At 67.7% G+C, this 14638-nt stretch carries 14 protein-coding genes and 2 pseudogenes; 10 read left to right on the top strand and 6 right to left on the bottom strand.

What is annotated here, in order from left to right; genetic code table 11:
- Positions 1-945 precede the first annotated feature (945 nt).
- From ACYVO6_RS20410 to eccE, 3 genes and pseudogenes are all read right to left on the bottom strand, one after another.
- A pseudogene (locus tag ACYVO6_RS20410) lies at positions 946-1026 on the bottom strand (SCO5717 family growth-regulating ATPase); the annotation flags it as partial.
- A gap of 333 nt (positions 1027-1359) precedes the next feature.
- Positions 1360-2136 (bottom strand): hypothetical protein, encoded by a 777-nt coding sequence (locus ACYVO6_RS20405; protein WP_461063065.1) that lies wholly within the window; start codon positions 2134-2136, stop codon positions 1360-1362.
- Between the two features lie 5 nt (positions 2137-2141).
- A complete protein-coding gene (eccE, locus tag ACYVO6_RS20400; RefSeq protein ID WP_461063063.1) occupies positions 2142-3458 on the bottom strand; it encodes a type VII secretion protein EccE in 1317 nt (438 codons plus the stop codon).
- 199 nt (positions 3459-3657) lie between these two features.
- Here eccE and eccB point away from each other — a divergent pair, with 199 nt between their 5' ends.
- The 6 genes and pseudogenes from eccB (at position 3658) to ACYVO6_RS20370 (ending at position 8706) form a co-directional block, all read left to right on the top strand.
- Positions 3658-5181 carry a type VII secretion protein EccB gene (eccB, locus tag ACYVO6_RS20395; protein ID WP_461063061.1) on the top strand — a complete coding sequence of 508 codons (1524 nt, stop codon included), beginning with the start codon at positions 3658-3660 and terminating at the stop codon, positions 5179-5181.
- A gap of 21 nt (positions 5182-5202) precedes the next feature.
- Positions 5203-6462, top strand: coding sequence for a type VII secretion-associated serine protease mycosin (gene mycP / locus ACYVO6_RS20390; protein ID WP_461063059.1), 1260 nt, complete (start codon positions 5203-5205; stop codon positions 6460-6462).
- Positions 6450-7067, top strand: a complete 618-nt coding sequence (locus ACYVO6_RS20385; protein ID WP_461063057.1) for a hypothetical protein — start codon at positions 6450-6452, stop codon at positions 7065-7067. The genes mycP and ACYVO6_RS20385 overlap by 13 nt, the downstream gene beginning before the upstream one ends.
- Positions 7068-7220: 153 nt before the next feature.
- Complete coding sequence (locus ACYVO6_RS20380; protein WP_461063055.1) at positions 7221-7355, top strand: hypothetical protein; 135 nt, start codon at positions 7221-7223, stop codon at positions 7353-7355.
- A 42-nt stretch (positions 7356-7397) separates the two neighbouring features.
- Positions 7398-7739, top strand: a pseudogene (locus tag ACYVO6_RS20375) (contact-dependent growth inhibition system immunity protein); the annotation flags it as partial.
- A 499-nt stretch (positions 7740-8238) separates the two neighbouring features.
- Positions 8239-8706: a hypothetical protein gene (locus ACYVO6_RS20370; RefSeq protein WP_461063053.1), complete on the top strand. Its 468-nt coding sequence runs from the start codon at positions 8239-8241 to the stop codon at positions 8704-8706.
- On the opposite strand, the gene ACYVO6_RS20365 is transcribed toward ACYVO6_RS20370, so the two are convergent.
- On the bottom strand, positions 8703-9068 hold the full coding sequence (locus tag ACYVO6_RS20365) for a hypothetical protein (RefSeq protein WP_461063051.1): 366 nt from the start codon (positions 9066-9068) through the stop codon (positions 8703-8705). The two genes, ACYVO6_RS20370 and ACYVO6_RS20365, sit on opposite strands and share 4 nt — an antisense overlap.
- A 1572-nt stretch (positions 9069-10640) precedes the next feature.
- Here ACYVO6_RS20365 and ACYVO6_RS20360 point away from each other — a divergent pair.
- The 3 genes from ACYVO6_RS20360 (at position 10641) to ACYVO6_RS20350 (ending at position 12717) form a co-directional block, all read left to right on the top strand.
- Entirely contained in the window at positions 10641-11852 is a 1212-nt protein-coding gene (locus ACYVO6_RS20360; RefSeq protein WP_461063116.1) for a S8 family serine peptidase, read from the top strand.
- A 144-nt stretch (positions 11853-11996) separates the two neighbouring features.
- Positions 11997-12335 (top strand): WXG100 family type VII secretion target, encoded by a 339-nt coding sequence (locus tag ACYVO6_RS20355; protein WP_461063049.1) that lies wholly within the window; start codon positions 11997-11999, stop codon positions 12333-12335.
- Positions 12336-12414: 79 nt separating this feature from the next.
- Entirely contained in the window at positions 12415-12717 is a 303-nt protein-coding gene (locus ACYVO6_RS20350) for a WXG100 family type VII secretion target (protein WP_386350033.1), read from the top strand.
- A gap of 118 nt (positions 12718-12835) precedes the next feature.
- Here ACYVO6_RS20350 and ACYVO6_RS20345 read toward each other — a convergent pair whose 3' ends face one another.
- Positions 12836-13024: a DUF397 domain-containing protein gene (locus ACYVO6_RS20345; RefSeq protein ID WP_461063047.1), complete on the bottom strand. Its 189-nt coding sequence runs from the start codon at positions 13022-13024 to the stop codon at positions 12836-12838.
- Between the two features lie 12 nt (positions 13025-13036).
- On the bottom strand, positions 13037-13888 hold the full coding sequence (locus ACYVO6_RS20340) for a helix-turn-helix domain-containing protein (protein ID WP_461063045.1): 852 nt from the start codon (positions 13886-13888) through the stop codon (positions 13037-13039).
- A 161-nt stretch (positions 13889-14049) separates the two neighbouring features.
- Here ACYVO6_RS20340 and ACYVO6_RS20335 point away from each other — a divergent pair, with 161 nt between their 5' ends.
- Positions 14050-14526 carry an ATP-binding protein gene (locus tag ACYVO6_RS20335; protein ID WP_461063043.1) on the top strand — a complete coding sequence of 159 codons (477 nt, stop codon included), beginning with the start codon at positions 14050-14052 and terminating at the stop codon, positions 14524-14526.
- The last annotated feature ends 112 nt before the right edge of the window (positions 14527-14638 follow it).

Raw genomic sequence — 14638 nt, 5'->3', positions numbered from 1 at the left:
ACCCTCGGAAACGACATCAACCCGGGGGAGACCGACAACGTCCGCGGACTCTTCCGCAACGTCGCCTTCGCCCTCCGCCTCGTCGGACCCCTCGGCCACACCCTCCGAGGACGCCCCCGCGTCGCCCCCTTCAACCTCTTCCTCTTCGTCTACGCCCTCGATGCCACCGTCATCCGACCCACTCCCGAACGACACCACCTCAGCAACATCCGAGTCGTCCACAACGTCCGAGCCGGCGCCAACGACATCCTCGACTTCATCGGAGCCATCGGAGCCGGCGGAGTCGCCCCCCTCAAGCCCAGCGCTCTCCTCAGCCGAATCGACGGAGTCACCGCCAGCCGACTCCTCGACAACCGCCGACTCCTCGACAACCCCCGAACCGTCGTCGCCGCTCTCCCCGTCCTCGGCCTCCGCAGCCCGCTCCTGAATCTCCCTCTTAAGAGCGACAGCGGAGATCCGCATCGTGGCGCCACTCTCCAGATCCCCGTTCCCCGCGTCCCCCTCCTCGTCAGGAGCATCGGCAACGGGAGCCGGAGGCACGGGCGTAACCCAAGGAGCCTGGAAACTGCCTCCTACAGGCAGGTTGGGCAGAGCGGTAGGAGTACCGGCGTCAGCGGCAGGCGTCCCGGCCGACGCATCGGACGTACGCCACCCCGGCTCGAACCCACCGTCCACAGGCAACTTGGGCACAGCACCCGGACCACCAACAGCCGACGAGGCCTCGGGAGCAGAAGACCCCTGCACAGCCGCCGAAGCGTCGGCAGCCGCCGTCCCCTCAGCCGTACCCGCCTCCTCCGCGACCGGAGAAACGGGATAAGCGGGATAAGCAGGCGAAGCGGGTGAAGAGGGGGAAACCGGAGAAGAAGATGCCTCCTCCGAACTACCCGACGCATTCTGCGTATACCAGGCAGGCGGCGCGTAATCGATGGTGAACTCGCCCGTCGTCTCGACGGCGGACTCCGCGTCGGACTGGTCATCGCCGGGTGTGGCCCAGCCCCCGCGGATCCCGTCCCGATCGCTGTTCACAATTCCTCCTGGTGTGGTCGAGCACCGTCATGCCGTACTGGGGCGACCGTTCTTGTCGTCCGAGGCCGTCTGATCCGCCCGGCTCTCCCCCTGTGACGCGGCCGACCCGCCCACGGGTTCTCCTGCCGCACCCCACCCAGCCTAATCACCACAACAACCCCCACGGCAGGCCCGCCCACCCTCGGCACCTACCCACTACGTCACACTCCGCCCCAGAAGTGACATACGCGCTCGATGAAATGGCGAACAACCGCGCAAAAGGCGAACATCGAATCAGCCGCGACCCGCGTTCAAAGCGCCCGAGTCAAGTCAAAGGCGCGCAAATCCGAACCCTCAGTCCATCCTTCGTGGCATACCCAACAATCCGGTCTCGGCGTCCGTCGGCTGTGTCATCACGTACTGCCGGTCGCGATCGCTGCACCACAGGGTGAGGCCGTCGGAGAGGCCGGGCAAGGCCTCCACCTCGGGCCGCGGCAGCGCCATCGTGCGGCCCAGCTCCGTCGCCTCGTCCGGCGAGATTCGCTGCACACCGACGAGCCGCGCCTGCCGTACGAGCCGTGGAGCCACCGGGCTGAGGTACGGCAGCAGGGTCAGCACCGACTGCCAGGGCCCGGAGACGACCCGGCCGCGCGGAGGCCGCATACCGCAGTCCCGCACCACCAGCACGGGCGTACCGGCCGAGGTGCCCTGTGGCGGCACTCGTCCGACGTCATACACGGCCAGCCCGTTCTGCCCGCCGCCCATGGCATGCACCATCTGTATCCAGGCCTGCGGACGCCCCGTCTCCACGGCCACCCGTGCTCCCGTCGCCGCCGCCCTGAGCGCGAGGACCTGCACGGTCCACAGCCCACCGATGAGGACGATGTCGTACGGAGTCGGCCGATTGAGCCCCAACACCGCGGGCCGCCCCTCCGCGTCCACGCCGATGACGACACCGTCGTCTCCGATGGGGAGGGCGAGGGCGTCCAGTTGGTCGACGGACACGGAGTGCCGAGCGTGCCGCGGACCGATCAACCCGAGGCCGCTGCGCAGCAGTTCGCGCGCCCGCTCGGGGACGGAGGGCTGTGGCTCGCCGCGACCGGTGGCCGCCTGTCCCACACGTGTGGTCATCGACGTCACCGGGCACCTCCGAGGGGCAGAGTGGCGAGCATGCCGGGGACTTGTTCCCGGTCGAGGCGGGCGAGCCCCGTGCCCGTGTGCCGGGCCGCGCCCTGCAACGCGCGCCGGGCGGCGACGAGTTCGTCGTCGCTGCGCCCGGTCACCCGCAGGTGCCCGGCCACGGAGACCTCCTGCCGCTCCCCGCGCGTGAGCGTGAGGCTGAAGGTGGTGGCGAGCGCGGGGACGGCCGTCACGAGAGCGAGGAGCTGCGGCATCGACGGCGCTCTCTCGCCGCCCAGCGTGGGCCACCGGCGGATCCAGTACGTGGTGTGTCTGCGGTTGTCGCAGCGCCAGCTCCGGCCAGACTCCTCGGTCCGCCGCTCCCGCGTCTCCGCCCGCCCGGCCTCCGCCGTCACCAGCGGGTTGGCGCAGGCCGAGGTGGCGATGGCGGAGGTCAGCTCCTCCTCGTCGAGGAGAGTCGCCCGGAACCGGGCCCCGGTCAGCCGGCTCGCGAGGTGATCGGCGGCACGCACGACGCACTTCTGCGCCCCGACGAGACCGCCCCCGCGCGCGGCCACGGCCTCCGGGCACAGCTCCGGGTCGAGCTTCAACGCGATCCACGTGATCCGCACGGCCGGCGCACCCGTCTGCTCCTGCAGGGGCGCGTAGTTGGCGACGGCCACGGACTGCTGGGGCAGATGAATCGCGGGCGCGGCCTGGGTGTGCAGCACGACCTGCGCCGACTCCAGCCGAATCCCGTCCACCTCCAGGGCGTCGTACACCAGGGAGATCGGCAGCGGCTGCCTGCTCCGCTCGGCCCGCAGCGCGGTGGCGTCGGCCTCCACCTGCAGGACCGCGGTGACGAACGTGCCGTCCCCGATGATTCCGACAGGCCGGCGGTCACGGCCGGCGTACGTGTACGTCCGCAGACTCGGGTCGCACTCCACGGCCGGCGCGAGCCCCGGCTCCGTGCCCTCCGGTATCGGCGTACTCGCGGCCCGGCGCTGCCGCGCTTTCAACGCCCGTGCCGTGGCCAGCCATTCGGGCAGGGAGCGGCCGCGCCGACGGAAAAAGGAGAGCAGCACCAGGCAGACGGCGACGACAGCCGCAGGCACCAGGGCCACTGGGTCGATCACCCATCCGACAACCAGGATGGCGGCCGCGATCTCAAACAGGACGAAGCGTTGCAACTGAGATGTCCCGACCTGCCCCGAACGCACTCTGAAGTGAAGCGCGCTCGGTGAGGCCGGCCGCTGCGCCGGTGTCTGCCGGGGCGCCGAGGAGCCCCGTGTCCGCGATCGGTCACGAGACCGGACGCGCGTTCCGGATGCCATCACTCCATCCCCCCGTTTTCCCTCACAACTCGCTGGATTTCAGCACTGCACAAGGCCCTTGAGGGCCCGAGTACCCTACCCGCTCCACAAGTCCCCGCGGATACCAGGCATAGTAGGGGGCCGCTCTGACATCGGAGGCGGGGGACCAGGTCACCCCGGCGAGCGCGGCCCATGTGAACACGGGGAGAGACAGGCACAGATGGCATCTCGGCGCGACCAGCTCAATGCCTACACCTTCGCGAAGCGCCGCATGCTCGCGGCCTTCCTGCAGCCGTCGCCCGACGGCTCGGAGGAGGGGGCGCCCCGCCCGCTGCGCGCGATCGTTCCCGGCCTCATCGTGGGCGTGATCGTCATCGCCGTCTTCGGGGCGTGGGGCATGTTCAAGCCCACCGCGCCCAAGGGCTGGAACGACCCCAACGCCAAGGTGATCGTCGCCAGCGACTCGACCACGCGCTACGTCGTCCTGAAGACCGACGGGGAGGTCCAACTGCACCCGGTCCTCAACATGGCGTCCGCCAAGCTGCTCCTCGACGAGGGCCAGGGCGATGTGGTGACCGTCGAGGAGTCCGTCCTCGACAACGGCAAGATCCCGCACGGCGTCACCATCGGCATCCCCTACGGGCCCGACCGCCTTCCCCCGGCGTCCGAGGCGGGCAGCGAGAAGCGCTGGGCGGTCTGCGAACGCCCCAGCGCGGGCGGCGAGATCCAGAAGGCGGCCCTGGTCCTCGCCTCCCGCGACATGAAGGCGACCGAGGGCAAGGGAGAGAAGCTGACGGGAGGTCAACTCCTTTACGTCACAGGCCCGGACGGCAACCGCTATGTAGTGGACGCGAGCGGACGGTCGTACCCCATCGGCAAGAGCGACGAACTGCTGCTGCGCGCCGTCGTCGGCTCCGGCCGGCAGCCGCAGAAGGTGTCCAAGGAGTGGCTGGAGACCCTGCACCGGGGCGACCGGATCTCCTTCCCCGAGATCACCGACCAGGTGGGCGCCGCGGCCGACGCCCCCGGTCAGCTGGACGAGACGACCAACAGGGTCGGCATGGTACTCAAGGCGCCCGACAACAACACGGACCAGTACTACCTGGTGCTGCCCGGCCGGGTCGCCCCCATCTCGGCCTTCGTCGCCCAGCTCCTGCTGTTCAGCGAGGACCTGGCCTCCCTCGGACAGGCCGGTCAGGCCAAGGAGATGGGCCCCGGCGCGATCGTCCCGGGCGAACCGTTCGGCACGGAGTACACCTGGCCGACCGAGGACCCCCAACCCGTCAACGAGGCCTCCGGAGCAGCCGGTAGCCGCAGCACCGTCTGTAACGTCCTGCGTGACGTGAAGGCCGGCTCGGGCGCCACGACCCTGAGCACCTGGGCGGGCACGAACTTCCCGGCCAAGCTGCCCACAGGCTCCTCCAGCGCGTACGTCACGCCTGGTTCCGGCCAGCTCTACCGCCAGTTCCAGGGCGAGGAGACCAAGGCCGGTCCCGTCTTCCTCGTCACCGACACGGGCCTGCGCTACGTCCTTCAGTCCAACGCCGACAGCGGCACGGACGACGCGGGCATCGGTACGACGGCCAAGGACCGCGAACAGGCCCAGCAGGAGGCCGAACAGGCCCAGACCCGGCTGGGCTACAAGGAGGTGGCCCCCGCGCCGATCCCCGCCGCCTGGTCGGAGTTCCTGCCCACGGGCCCACGCCTGTCGACGACGGCGGCACGCCAGCCGCAGGGGTCCTGAGGGGGCGCGGACGTGCGACACATGCCCTCCCCCCTCCGCATGACGACCGCGGTGGCCGCGGCCCTGCTCACGACCGCTCCCGTTGTCCTCGCACCCCCCGCGGCGGCGGCCGACCTCCCGTACTCGGACCAGTGCCAGTTCCCCAACGGCAAGTACCCGGGCCGTCCCTGGTCCCTGCAGCGCGTCCTCCTCGACGAGCTGTGGAGCCAGTCCAAGGGCAAGGGCGTACGGGTGGCGGTGATCGACACCGGCGTCGACATCACGAATCCCCAGCTGCGCGACGCGGTCGACGCGAAGAGCGGCCGCAACCTCCTGCCGAAGAACCTCAAGGATGACGACGGCAACGAGATCGAGCGGGGCAAGGAGAACGGCACCACGGACACCGTCGGCCACGGCACCAAGGTCGCCGGCATCATCGCGGCCCGCCCCGCCGCGGGCACCGGCTTCGTGGGCCTGGCCCCCGAGGCGAAGATCATCCCGATCCAGCAGAACGACGCGGAGGGCCACGGCACCGCCGACACCCTGACGCAGGCGATCCGCTACGCCATCCAGGCCGGGGCCGGCGTCATCAACATCTCCCAGGACACATCGAACGCGGTGAAGCCGACGTCCGACCTGGAACTGGCGATCAACGAGGCCCTGGCCCAGGACATCGTCGTCGTGGCCTCGGCGGGCAACGACGGCCTCGGCGGCAACGTCAAGGAGACGTACCCCGCGTCCTACAAGGGCGTCCTAGCGGTCGCGTCCTCGGACCGCAACAACGAGCGCGCCTCCTTCTCCCAGGCCGGCGAGTTCGTCGGCGTGGCGGCCCCCGGCGTCGACATGATCTCCACGGTCCCCGAGGGCGGCCACTGCTCCGACAACGGTACGAGCTTCTCGGCCCCGTACGTCGCCGGCGTCGCAGCCCTGATCAAGGCGAAGCACCCGACGTGGACGGCCCAGCAGATCGTCGCCCAGATCGAACAGACGGCGGAGCGCACGATCGCGGGCCACGACCGCCTGGTCGGCTGGGGAGTGGTGGACCCGGTCCGGGCCCTGACGGAGGACGACGAGCCGCTGGAGTCCCCCAACCCCCAGCAAGGCCTGGGCAATCCGGAAGCCCCTACTGCGGCCAAGTTCCAGGTCGGCGAAACCGCCGCGGAACGGAACGCTCGGCTTGCTACGTACGTGGCTGTGGGTGCGGTGGTCCTTGTCGCGGGTCTCGGCGGCACGGCGGTGGCGATCCGGGATGCGCGGCGCAGGCAGGGGCGACGACTGGAGGGGGGATCATGGACGCGCTGACCAAAATGAACGTGCTGACCCTCGTCCTGTCCGCTGTGCTGCTGGCCATGGCCTGCATCAAGGCGGACCGCATACGGGCGTGGCGCGCCGGCATCAACCCGTCGGCCGAGGAACTGCCCGACGCCTTCTTCGTCGTCGCCCGCGTCGCGCTCGTAGCCATGGCCGGCACCGGCATCTACCTGAGTGTGCAGGGCTTCGGCGTCTCCGACGACACGTCGTGGGACGACAGCGAGCTGACCAGCGCGGTGCAGGGGGCCACGAACGCCTTGGACGGCAGTTCCGGCTTCGGCGACATCTACGCCGAGGACACCGACACCAGATGGATCGACGAATACGCGACGACCATCGAAGACGAGGTCGTCGAGCACGGCGGCGGCGACGCCCCGCAGTACGACGTGTACGCGACGCCCGCCGCCTCGAACACGGCCTCCGAGGCGCGATACAGGGTCACGGCTTCCGGCGCGGGCACGGCCTTTTGCCTGGATGTCACACGTACCCGGTCGAAGGACGGGGACTATGAGCCGCCGGGTATCGCGGGAGGCCAGGGGACGGTGACCGTCCCGTCGTACGACTTCGCGGTGACGAGCCGTGAGGGGGCCTGCTGACCTCGCGGCGTGGCCGGTTGACCACATCCGGCAGAAGAGCAGCGAGATCGACGCCTGGCTGGCAACCGGCCCGCCGCCCGCACCACCGTCGCCGGTCTTCGAGGTCCTCTCAGTGAGTGCGGACCCGAGCAATCCGCTGGCCCCCGCCCCCAGGTGACTGGTCGTACCTCCGTGGTGGTCAACGGCCAAGCGACGCCGGTGACCGATGCATGCGGCGTGCAGACCCGCCTGGGATACGACGCCAGCCTGGACCCACCCTTCGCCGTGGTCACCTTCATGCCGAAGTGACGAATCCTGAAATAGGCTGAAGCCCTCCGTGAGGCCCACGACACCCACTGGGAGTGGCACGCCCGCTTCCCCGAACTCGGTCAGTTCCTCGGCGGCTGGTTCTCCCAGGACATGCCCGACGAGTTCGACGACCACGACGTGGCCGTCGACGACTACCGGGCCTCTACCGCCCCACAGCTCGTGGCCCGCCTCGTCGGCGAACTGCACGAGCTGCTCGCCCTCGAACTGGGCGAGTCCGATTACGCCCTGGCCGTCGCCGAGTTGGGCATGGAGGTCGACCCGCCGGCGCCGTACGCGCCGAGCGGCTGGCTCGCGCTCGTCGCGGATCGACTCGGCGGGCCGCGGGCGGACTACGGATCCTCAACGCATGGCGACGCGAAGTGACCTTGCTGCTGGGTGAATCCCCTTCGGGTGCGCCTGGCACGGCGCCGTCAACAGGGCGCTGGATTCAGGTCAGCTTGTCGAAGAGTCCCGTGGAGTCGACCTACGGTGCGCACCGCGTGGTAAGGGACGCAGAGGCTCGCCCCATGTGCGGGAGTAACCCAGCGAGTTGGGGACTCGGCGGGCACCGCACGGGGAGCTACGACGGGCGCGCGTTGGCATCGCAAAGGTTGCGGCGCGCCAGGCAGCCAACTCCTTGGAGGGAAAACTGTCATGGGACGTGAGAGGGCCGAGTCAGGTCGCTGTGCCCAATATTCAGGCGTTTCACGGTAGTTCAGGGCGTGGCTGATTGACGCTGTCTCGACAACTTCGTAACTGATCTAACACAAAGCTCAGTTGGGCTCGATTTACACAATGACTACAGTGGTTGTCGGGTGAGTCGATCAGGCCACGGCCTGCGCGGCGCTCGTCGGCTTACGAACGGGGAACGGGGAGGGAAGGCATGCTGCCTGCGGAGGGCCTCAAGATCGGCCTGGAAGCGCTCGGAACCTTCAAGAAGCGTGTGGATACGGTGCTTTCCACCTTCGAGGGCTCGCCTGCCAGCCCTCAGAAGATCGCGGCGCACGCTCTCTCGGAGGCATCGTTCAGCGGTGCGGGCGGCTTCGCCGAGGCGAAGGGCCTCCACAGCCAGTACGAGCGCGTCCACGAACGCCTCACCACACTCTCCAAGCACCTGGGGCTTCAGATCGAGGCGATGCAGATCGCCGTCATGGGCGCGGACGGCAACTTCAGCAACCTCGAAGAGGAGCAACGGCGGCGGTTCTACGAGATCGGGGAGGAAATCCGCCGCCAGCAGTGGGAAGCGGCGCGGGAGAAGAAGGCCGCGGAGAAAGCTGAGGCGGAGGCTGCGAAGGATGGCCAGGCCGGGTCACAACTTTCTGATGACGACCAGGCAGGGGACGGGTACTAATGAGCGACCAGCAGGAGCACCAGAACCCGCACCAGGCGGAGAGAGAGCAAGCCGCTCAGCAGGTTAGCGGCATCGACATAGCGCACGGTGTGGCGGGGGTGGCCCGGTTCCTCCCCTTCGGCGGAAAGTTCTCCCGCGTCTTTGGCACAACGAACTTCGAGGGCCACGACCTGAACGCCATGATCGACATGGTCGAGTCCGCGAAACCGGAGGACTTGGAGACCGCGGCCACTGCTCTCTTGAACGCGCAGACCGCCATCGAGGACGCCGCTGGCGAGCTCGAGGGCCACATCAGCCGGGTCGACTGGGAGGGCGAGTCCGGCGAGGCCTTCCGTAAGTGGGGCGCCAAACTCGTCATCCACGCCCGCAAACTCGCCGACTTCGCAGAGGCCGCCGGGACCCAGATGACGGCATCAGCCACGGGCCTCGCCTCCGTACGCAACGCCATGCCGCCCCGCGACACCCGGCAGGACCCCAAGGCGGTCGCGGACATTCCGACGCCCAATCGAGTTGAAAGCAACGAGGAGTACGCGGCGGCGGTCAAGGCCGAGAAGGACCGCCAAGAGGCGATCAACCAGATGAATCGGCTGTCGTCCTTCTACGAGGTGTCGGAGACGATGCTGGCACAGCAGGAGCCTCCTGTTTTTGAGGCTATGCCGGATGTGGGGGTGCCTAAGCCGACCCAGGACAAAAGGATCACGCCCCCCACTCCAGGTGCTGAAGTGCAAGGCGCCGGGGGGCTTGGGGCTCTTCGCGAGTCAGCGGTGGCGGGGCAAGACTCATCGGGCACGGCGGCAGGCCAATCCCGTTCGGGAGACACCTCCCCACCACTCAAGCATGTGGACGGCTCGTCTATTTCCCCGGATGGGGCTGTCGGTACGGAGATCGACAGCGTAGGCACTCTGCAGCCCCCTCAGGAAGCCGCGAGGCCAACGCCCAATTCGCCGCAGTCGGTTACCAGTTCAGGCAGTTCCAGCGGAGGGGCGCCTCTTCCGTTCGCTTCGGGACCGGTTCCTCTTGCCCGCGGCGGGCAGAGCGGCCGCACCTCGGGCTTCGGCGGAACGACCGGAAACAGGCCCCCGATCTCGGCGCAGGGACGTGCGGGCGCTCCCGGCGGCACCGTCGGTGGGCGCGGCACCACGGGTCCGGTTTCGGCACAGGGACGTGCAGGTACTCCCGGCGGCACTGTTGGCGGGCGCGGCACCACGGGTCCGGTTTCGGCACAGGGACGCACAGGCGCTCCCGGCGGCACCGCCGGGGGGAGCGGCGTTACGGGTCCGATGGGACGTGCCGCGGCTACAGGACAGCCGGGGGTTCGCGCCGGTGGCACGGCGACTGGCAACTCTCCCGTGGGCCGAGGCATTTCCGGCGGAACACCTCGCCCCGTAGGGGGAACGGCGAGCGGCCGTGCTGATGGCATGGGCCCGACGGGGGCGGCGCGCGGCAATGGTGTCGTCGGGGGAAGGCCGATCAGTGGTGCTGCTCCGGGATCAACCAGTTCCAGGGTTCCTCGAGGGACGGTCGTCGGCGCCGAGGGCAGTAACGGTTCCCGTCCACCTGCCGGCAAGATCGAGCAGCGAGGGGTCATCGGGGCGCCGCAGGCCGCTCCTGGGGCTCGTCCGGTGCAGCCTGCCCGCCCCGCTGCCAGCAATCCTGACGGGGTCGTTGGTACACCCAAGGGGCGAGTGCGGGAAGGCAGGAACGGCGGGTCCGCCGGAGTCAGTGCTGGAGTCCCACAAGGCTCGAGGGCGAGTCGACGCAATACCAACCGCGAGGACCGCCAGGACCAACGTCAGCCTGAGACCCAGCGACGCAACGTGCCGCCAGCGACTGACTGAACACGAGCGAGGATCTACAGAGGCATGACAGGGACCAGCCCCCGTGGCAGATTGACTGCGCCTTTCGCAGGACGTGCCGGAAGACGGGTGTCCATCGTGTGCGCCGCACTCGGCGCTTTCACCATTGCGTCGTCCGGGCTGGCTCCGAGCGTGGTTGCCGCCGACGTCCAGTCACGACAGTGGCATTTGGACGCGATGGACGCCGAAGGTATGTGGAAGACCAGCACGGGCAAAGGTGTCAAGGTCGCCGTGTTGGACACCGGCGTGAATCCCGACACCTCCTCACTGAAGGGCCAGGTACTGGAGGGGGAGGTGCCACGGGCGGTCTCGCATAACGCCACTAAGGACTACGACGGCCACGGCACCACTATGGCGGAGTTGATTGCCGGTACTGGCGCAGGAGGCGGCTTGCAGGGTCTGGCACCCGGCGCGAAGATCGTCCCCTATCGGGTACTCATCAAGGGCGTGAAGAACCCTACCGACAGAAAGAAGACCCCTTCGTTTGAGGATGCGGTCAAAGCGGCCGCTGACAGCGATGCTCAGATCATCAGCATGTCCATCGGTAGAAATGCCTTCGACCAGGACGAGCTGGAGGCCATCAAGTATGCCCAATCCAAGGGCAAGTTGATGTTCGCCAGCACTGGCAACGATGCTGAATCCAAAAATCTCATAGATTATCCGGCCGCCTATCCTTATGTCGTCGGGATTGCTGCCGCAGACGAGAAGGGGAAGGTCGGAAAGTTCTCGGAGCACGGCCACGATGTTGATCTAGCGGCTCCCGGCCTAAATCTGCCCACATGGTGCGACGCGACGTTCCGCTCGTACTGTGACGGCGGTGGGGGCACAAGTATGGCCACCGCCATCGCCTCGGCCTCCGCCGCCCTCATCTGGTCCGCTCACCCCGACTGGACAGCCAACCAGGTTCTCCGCAGTTTGCTTGACACAGCGAGCCGTGACTGGCCAAAGAACACACCGAGTAAGTACCTCGGCTACGGCCTGGCCCGTCCCCGCAAGGTGCTGGAAAACAGCAGTATCGATCCAGGCCCGGCCAACAAGGACCCCCTCAGCTTCGAGAACAGCATTAGCCTCGAGGTAATGTCCCCCTCGGAATCGCCCTCTCCATCACCTTCCACGTCAGCCCCGTCAAAAGCACCGAAGAACCCCTCAGGCGGCGGGACTTCTGCTGCAAGAACAAGCTCAGAGACGTCCGACAACACCGTCTTGTGGGTAGCCCTTGGAGCCGCCGGGGCTCTGGTGGTGATCGGAGGCGGTGCCTTCACCGTGGTTCGTTCACGGCGCGGCGCGTGACGAATCACGCGGGATTGAACCCGTCGCACACAACGGTTCCGACGCAGGCCAACCACAACTGCGCGGAAGTGCGACGACCAGCGCACCACCATTCGGTGACGCGCGCAGAAATGAACCACAGCTCTCAGGAAAGGGAGTGCCGAAATGGCGGACCGCGTTCTTAATGACAGCGACGTACAGAGGCTTCAGACCGAGGTCGTCGATCGATACGACAACATCAGGGCATCCCTCGCGAAGCTGCAGGGCACGATCGACATGATCGAGAAGGCCTGGAGGGGACAGGGCGCCCAGGCGTTCAACGTGAAGCAGACGGAAATCAACCAGCACATGGTCGCGATCGGCAAGATGCTCGACGACTTCCTCGAGGGCATCAACCTGAACAAGACCGACAAGCGCAACCTCGAAGCCCAGATCGAGGCCGACCTCCGGAAGATCTCGGTAGACGATCTCGGCGGAAAGACCTCGGCGCTCAACAGCTACTGAGGAGCCATCGGCGGCATTGAGCCGCACCGTTGTCCGGGCTGCGCAGTCCGGCTGAAATCTTCACAGAAGCGAGGGAAACATGTCCGGAGTCCACTACGACGAACTTGCCGTTACGTACGGCACCATGGACGCGCTTGCCACCGAACTGGGCAACCAGGCCAAGAAGCTCGAGGAAGACCTCGAGGCCCTGAAGCAGGCCGTACTCAACGTGTCCTCGGGCTGGGGCGGCGAGGCGTACCAGGAGTTCCAGAAGAAGTCCAAGGAGTGGGACACGCACGCGCGGGGCATCCACCAGGCCCTGGTCAACATCTCGCAGCGGGTCCAGACGGCCGGCGGTGACTACCGGGGCGGCGACCTGAAGGGCGCGAGCTACTTCCAGTAGGGGCGCACGGTTTGCGGAAACAGGGTGGGCATGCACGGGAGGTGCCCACCCTGTGCCGTATCGCGAGCTGCCCACCCCGGCGCGTTGTTTCGGCAGTGAGTTTCCGCCTCGCTAGGGCTCAGCGCAGCTGCCCGTCGACCAGCGCAACAGTGAACCGACCCCACGCCTCACACCCCACCGTGGCATACGGCAACTCCGGATGCTTGGAGTCTCGTACGGCGATGAGGGGGCCGTTCTCGGCGACCTCGACGCAGGCGTTGCCTGACGCCTCCGAGTGCGAGGACTTGAGCCATTTCAACTCGGGCAAGGGTGGCACCTCTTACAGTTCTCCGGCGATTCCGAGGATCAGATCCCTCGACTCGTTCGGATTCAACGCCACCTGTTCGACCAAGTCCAGTCGCCTGCGGAAGTTGGCCAGTTGGGCCGGCGCGTCGAAGAAGACAGCACCAAGCGGAGAGTCCACCTCGACCGTGTCCAGGTGAGGGCTGGCGGCGGAGACGTACATCATCGTGTCGCCGGCCATGGGGAACCCTTCCGCGGTGAAGGGGATGACGAGCAGACGGACGTTGGGGCGCTCGCTCTCCTCCAGAAGACGGTCCAGCTGAGCTTTGGCTACTTTGCGGCCCCCGATACGCATGCGAAGGGCCGCTTCGTGAACCAGGCCGACGTACGGAAGGCCAGGCTCCTTCGCGACCACGGTGTGGCGGGCCAGACGGTGCGCGATCCTCAGCTCAACTTCCAGGCGGGGCAAGGCCGGTACGAAGAGGTCGAAGAGAGCCCGGGCGTGGTCCTCGGTCTGGAAGAGACCGGGAATGTGCGCTGTCTGGAGGGTGCGCAAGCTTGTGGCGTGGTGCTCCAGTTCTGCCACGTCAAGGAAGTCCGGCGGGATCTTGCCCCGGTACTCGTTCCACCAGCCCCTCGACCGACCGCCGGTCATCGCGGCCAGGGCGTCGATCAGTTCGGAGTCGTCACACTCGTAGATGCTCGCCAGTCGGCGGAGCCGTTCCTCGCTGATGCCGAATCTGCCCGACTCGATGTTGGAGATCATCGTGCGGTCCGCTCCGAGCCGCTCGGCCGCGACCGGTGCGGACATGCCGATTGCGTCGCGCAGCCTGCGGAGCTCAGCGCCGAATCGACGCTGACGGATGGTGGGGGTCTGCCGTGGTGCCATGGGTCAACTCCTCGTTCGCGCGCACAGTTTGCCGATCTCTGGAGTTGGGTGTCCATCGGGATCGCAGAGAATACCCGTTTGAGTGAAGCGAGTAGCACGCGTTTTAGTTTTGCGGTTAGCGTCTGATGCCGGACCCCCTCCACTCCCTCGCGAGGTGAACGATGGATGCACTGGCCCTGCCCGCTCCCTTCGACGCGACTCCCACCCGTGTCGGCTGGGATGGCTCCGCTCTCGACCCTCACCGCCCCGTTGCGGAAGCCCGGCACCGCGCCCGCGTATGGGTCCAACAGCACTGGAAACTCCCGAAGTTGGCCGACTCGGTAGAGCTCGCCGTCGGGGAGCTGTGCACCAATGCCGTACGACACGGGGGTGGGCTCACGGGATTGGAACTGATCTTGGCGGCGTGCCGAGAGTACGCACCGCCTGTGCTGCGCGTGATGGTCATCGACCACGCTCCGGAGCTGGTACCCGAACTGACCGGCGATGACGATCCGTTCAGTGAGCGCGGCAGGGGGCTGCACTTGGTCGCGGCGCTGTCGCACCGATGGGGTTGGCACCGCACGGGATTCGACGAGAAGCAGGTCTGGTGCACCTTCGCCCTGGATGAAGGGCGGCGATCGCCACGTCGAGCGCTGTGATGACCTGAGTGCTCCTACTCAGGCAGGTGCTCGAACGTCATTCCGGCCAAGAGTCGGGGGTGACGGAAGGCGGGGGCGGAGGTGGGTGGCGCGGCCGGGGCGGAATCCTCTG

It is taken from the genome of Streptomyces pseudoechinosporeus (assembly GCF_054783935.1).
The sequence above is the reverse complement of the archived record's forward strand: the minus strand, read 5'-3'. Positions and strand labels throughout refer to the sequence as shown.

Bases quoted from the DNA above. Each gene is read 5' to 3' on its own strand.
- ACYVO6_RS20340 (WP_461063045.1), bottom strand. From the start codon at position 13,888: ATGGCACCACGGCAGACCCCCACCATCCGTCAGCGTCGATTCGGCGCT.
- ACYVO6_RS20335 (WP_461063043.1), top strand. From the start codon at position 14,050: ATGGATGCACTGGCCCTGCCCGCTCCCTTCGACGCGACTCCCACCCGT.
- eccE (WP_461063063.1), bottom strand. From the start codon at position 3,458: ATGGCATCCGGAACGCGCGTCCGGTCTCGTGACCGATCGCGGACACGG.
- ACYVO6_RS20385 (WP_461063057.1), top strand. From the start codon at position 6,450: ATGGACGCGCTGACCAAAATGAACGTGCTGACCCTCGTCCTGTCCGCT.
- ACYVO6_RS20355 (WP_461063049.1), top strand. From the start codon at position 11,997: ATGGCGGACCGCGTTCTTAATGACAGCGACGTACAGAGGCTTCAGACC.
- ACYVO6_RS20350 (WP_386350033.1), top strand. From the start codon at position 12,415: ATGTCCGGAGTCCACTACGACGAACTTGCCGTTACGTACGGCACCATG.
- mycP (WP_461063059.1), top strand. From the start codon at position 5,203: ATGCCCTCCCCCCTCCGCATGACGACCGCGGTGGCCGCGGCCCTGCTC.
- ACYVO6_RS20405 (WP_461063065.1), bottom strand. From the start codon at position 2,136: ATGACCACACGTGTGGGACAGGCGGCCACCGGTCGCGGCGAGCCACAG.
- eccB (WP_461063061.1), top strand. From the start codon at position 3,658: ATGGCATCTCGGCGCGACCAGCTCAATGCCTACACCTTCGCGAAGCGC.
- ACYVO6_RS20370 (WP_461063053.1), top strand. From the start codon at position 8,239: ATGCTGCCTGCGGAGGGCCTCAAGATCGGCCTGGAAGCGCTCGGAACC.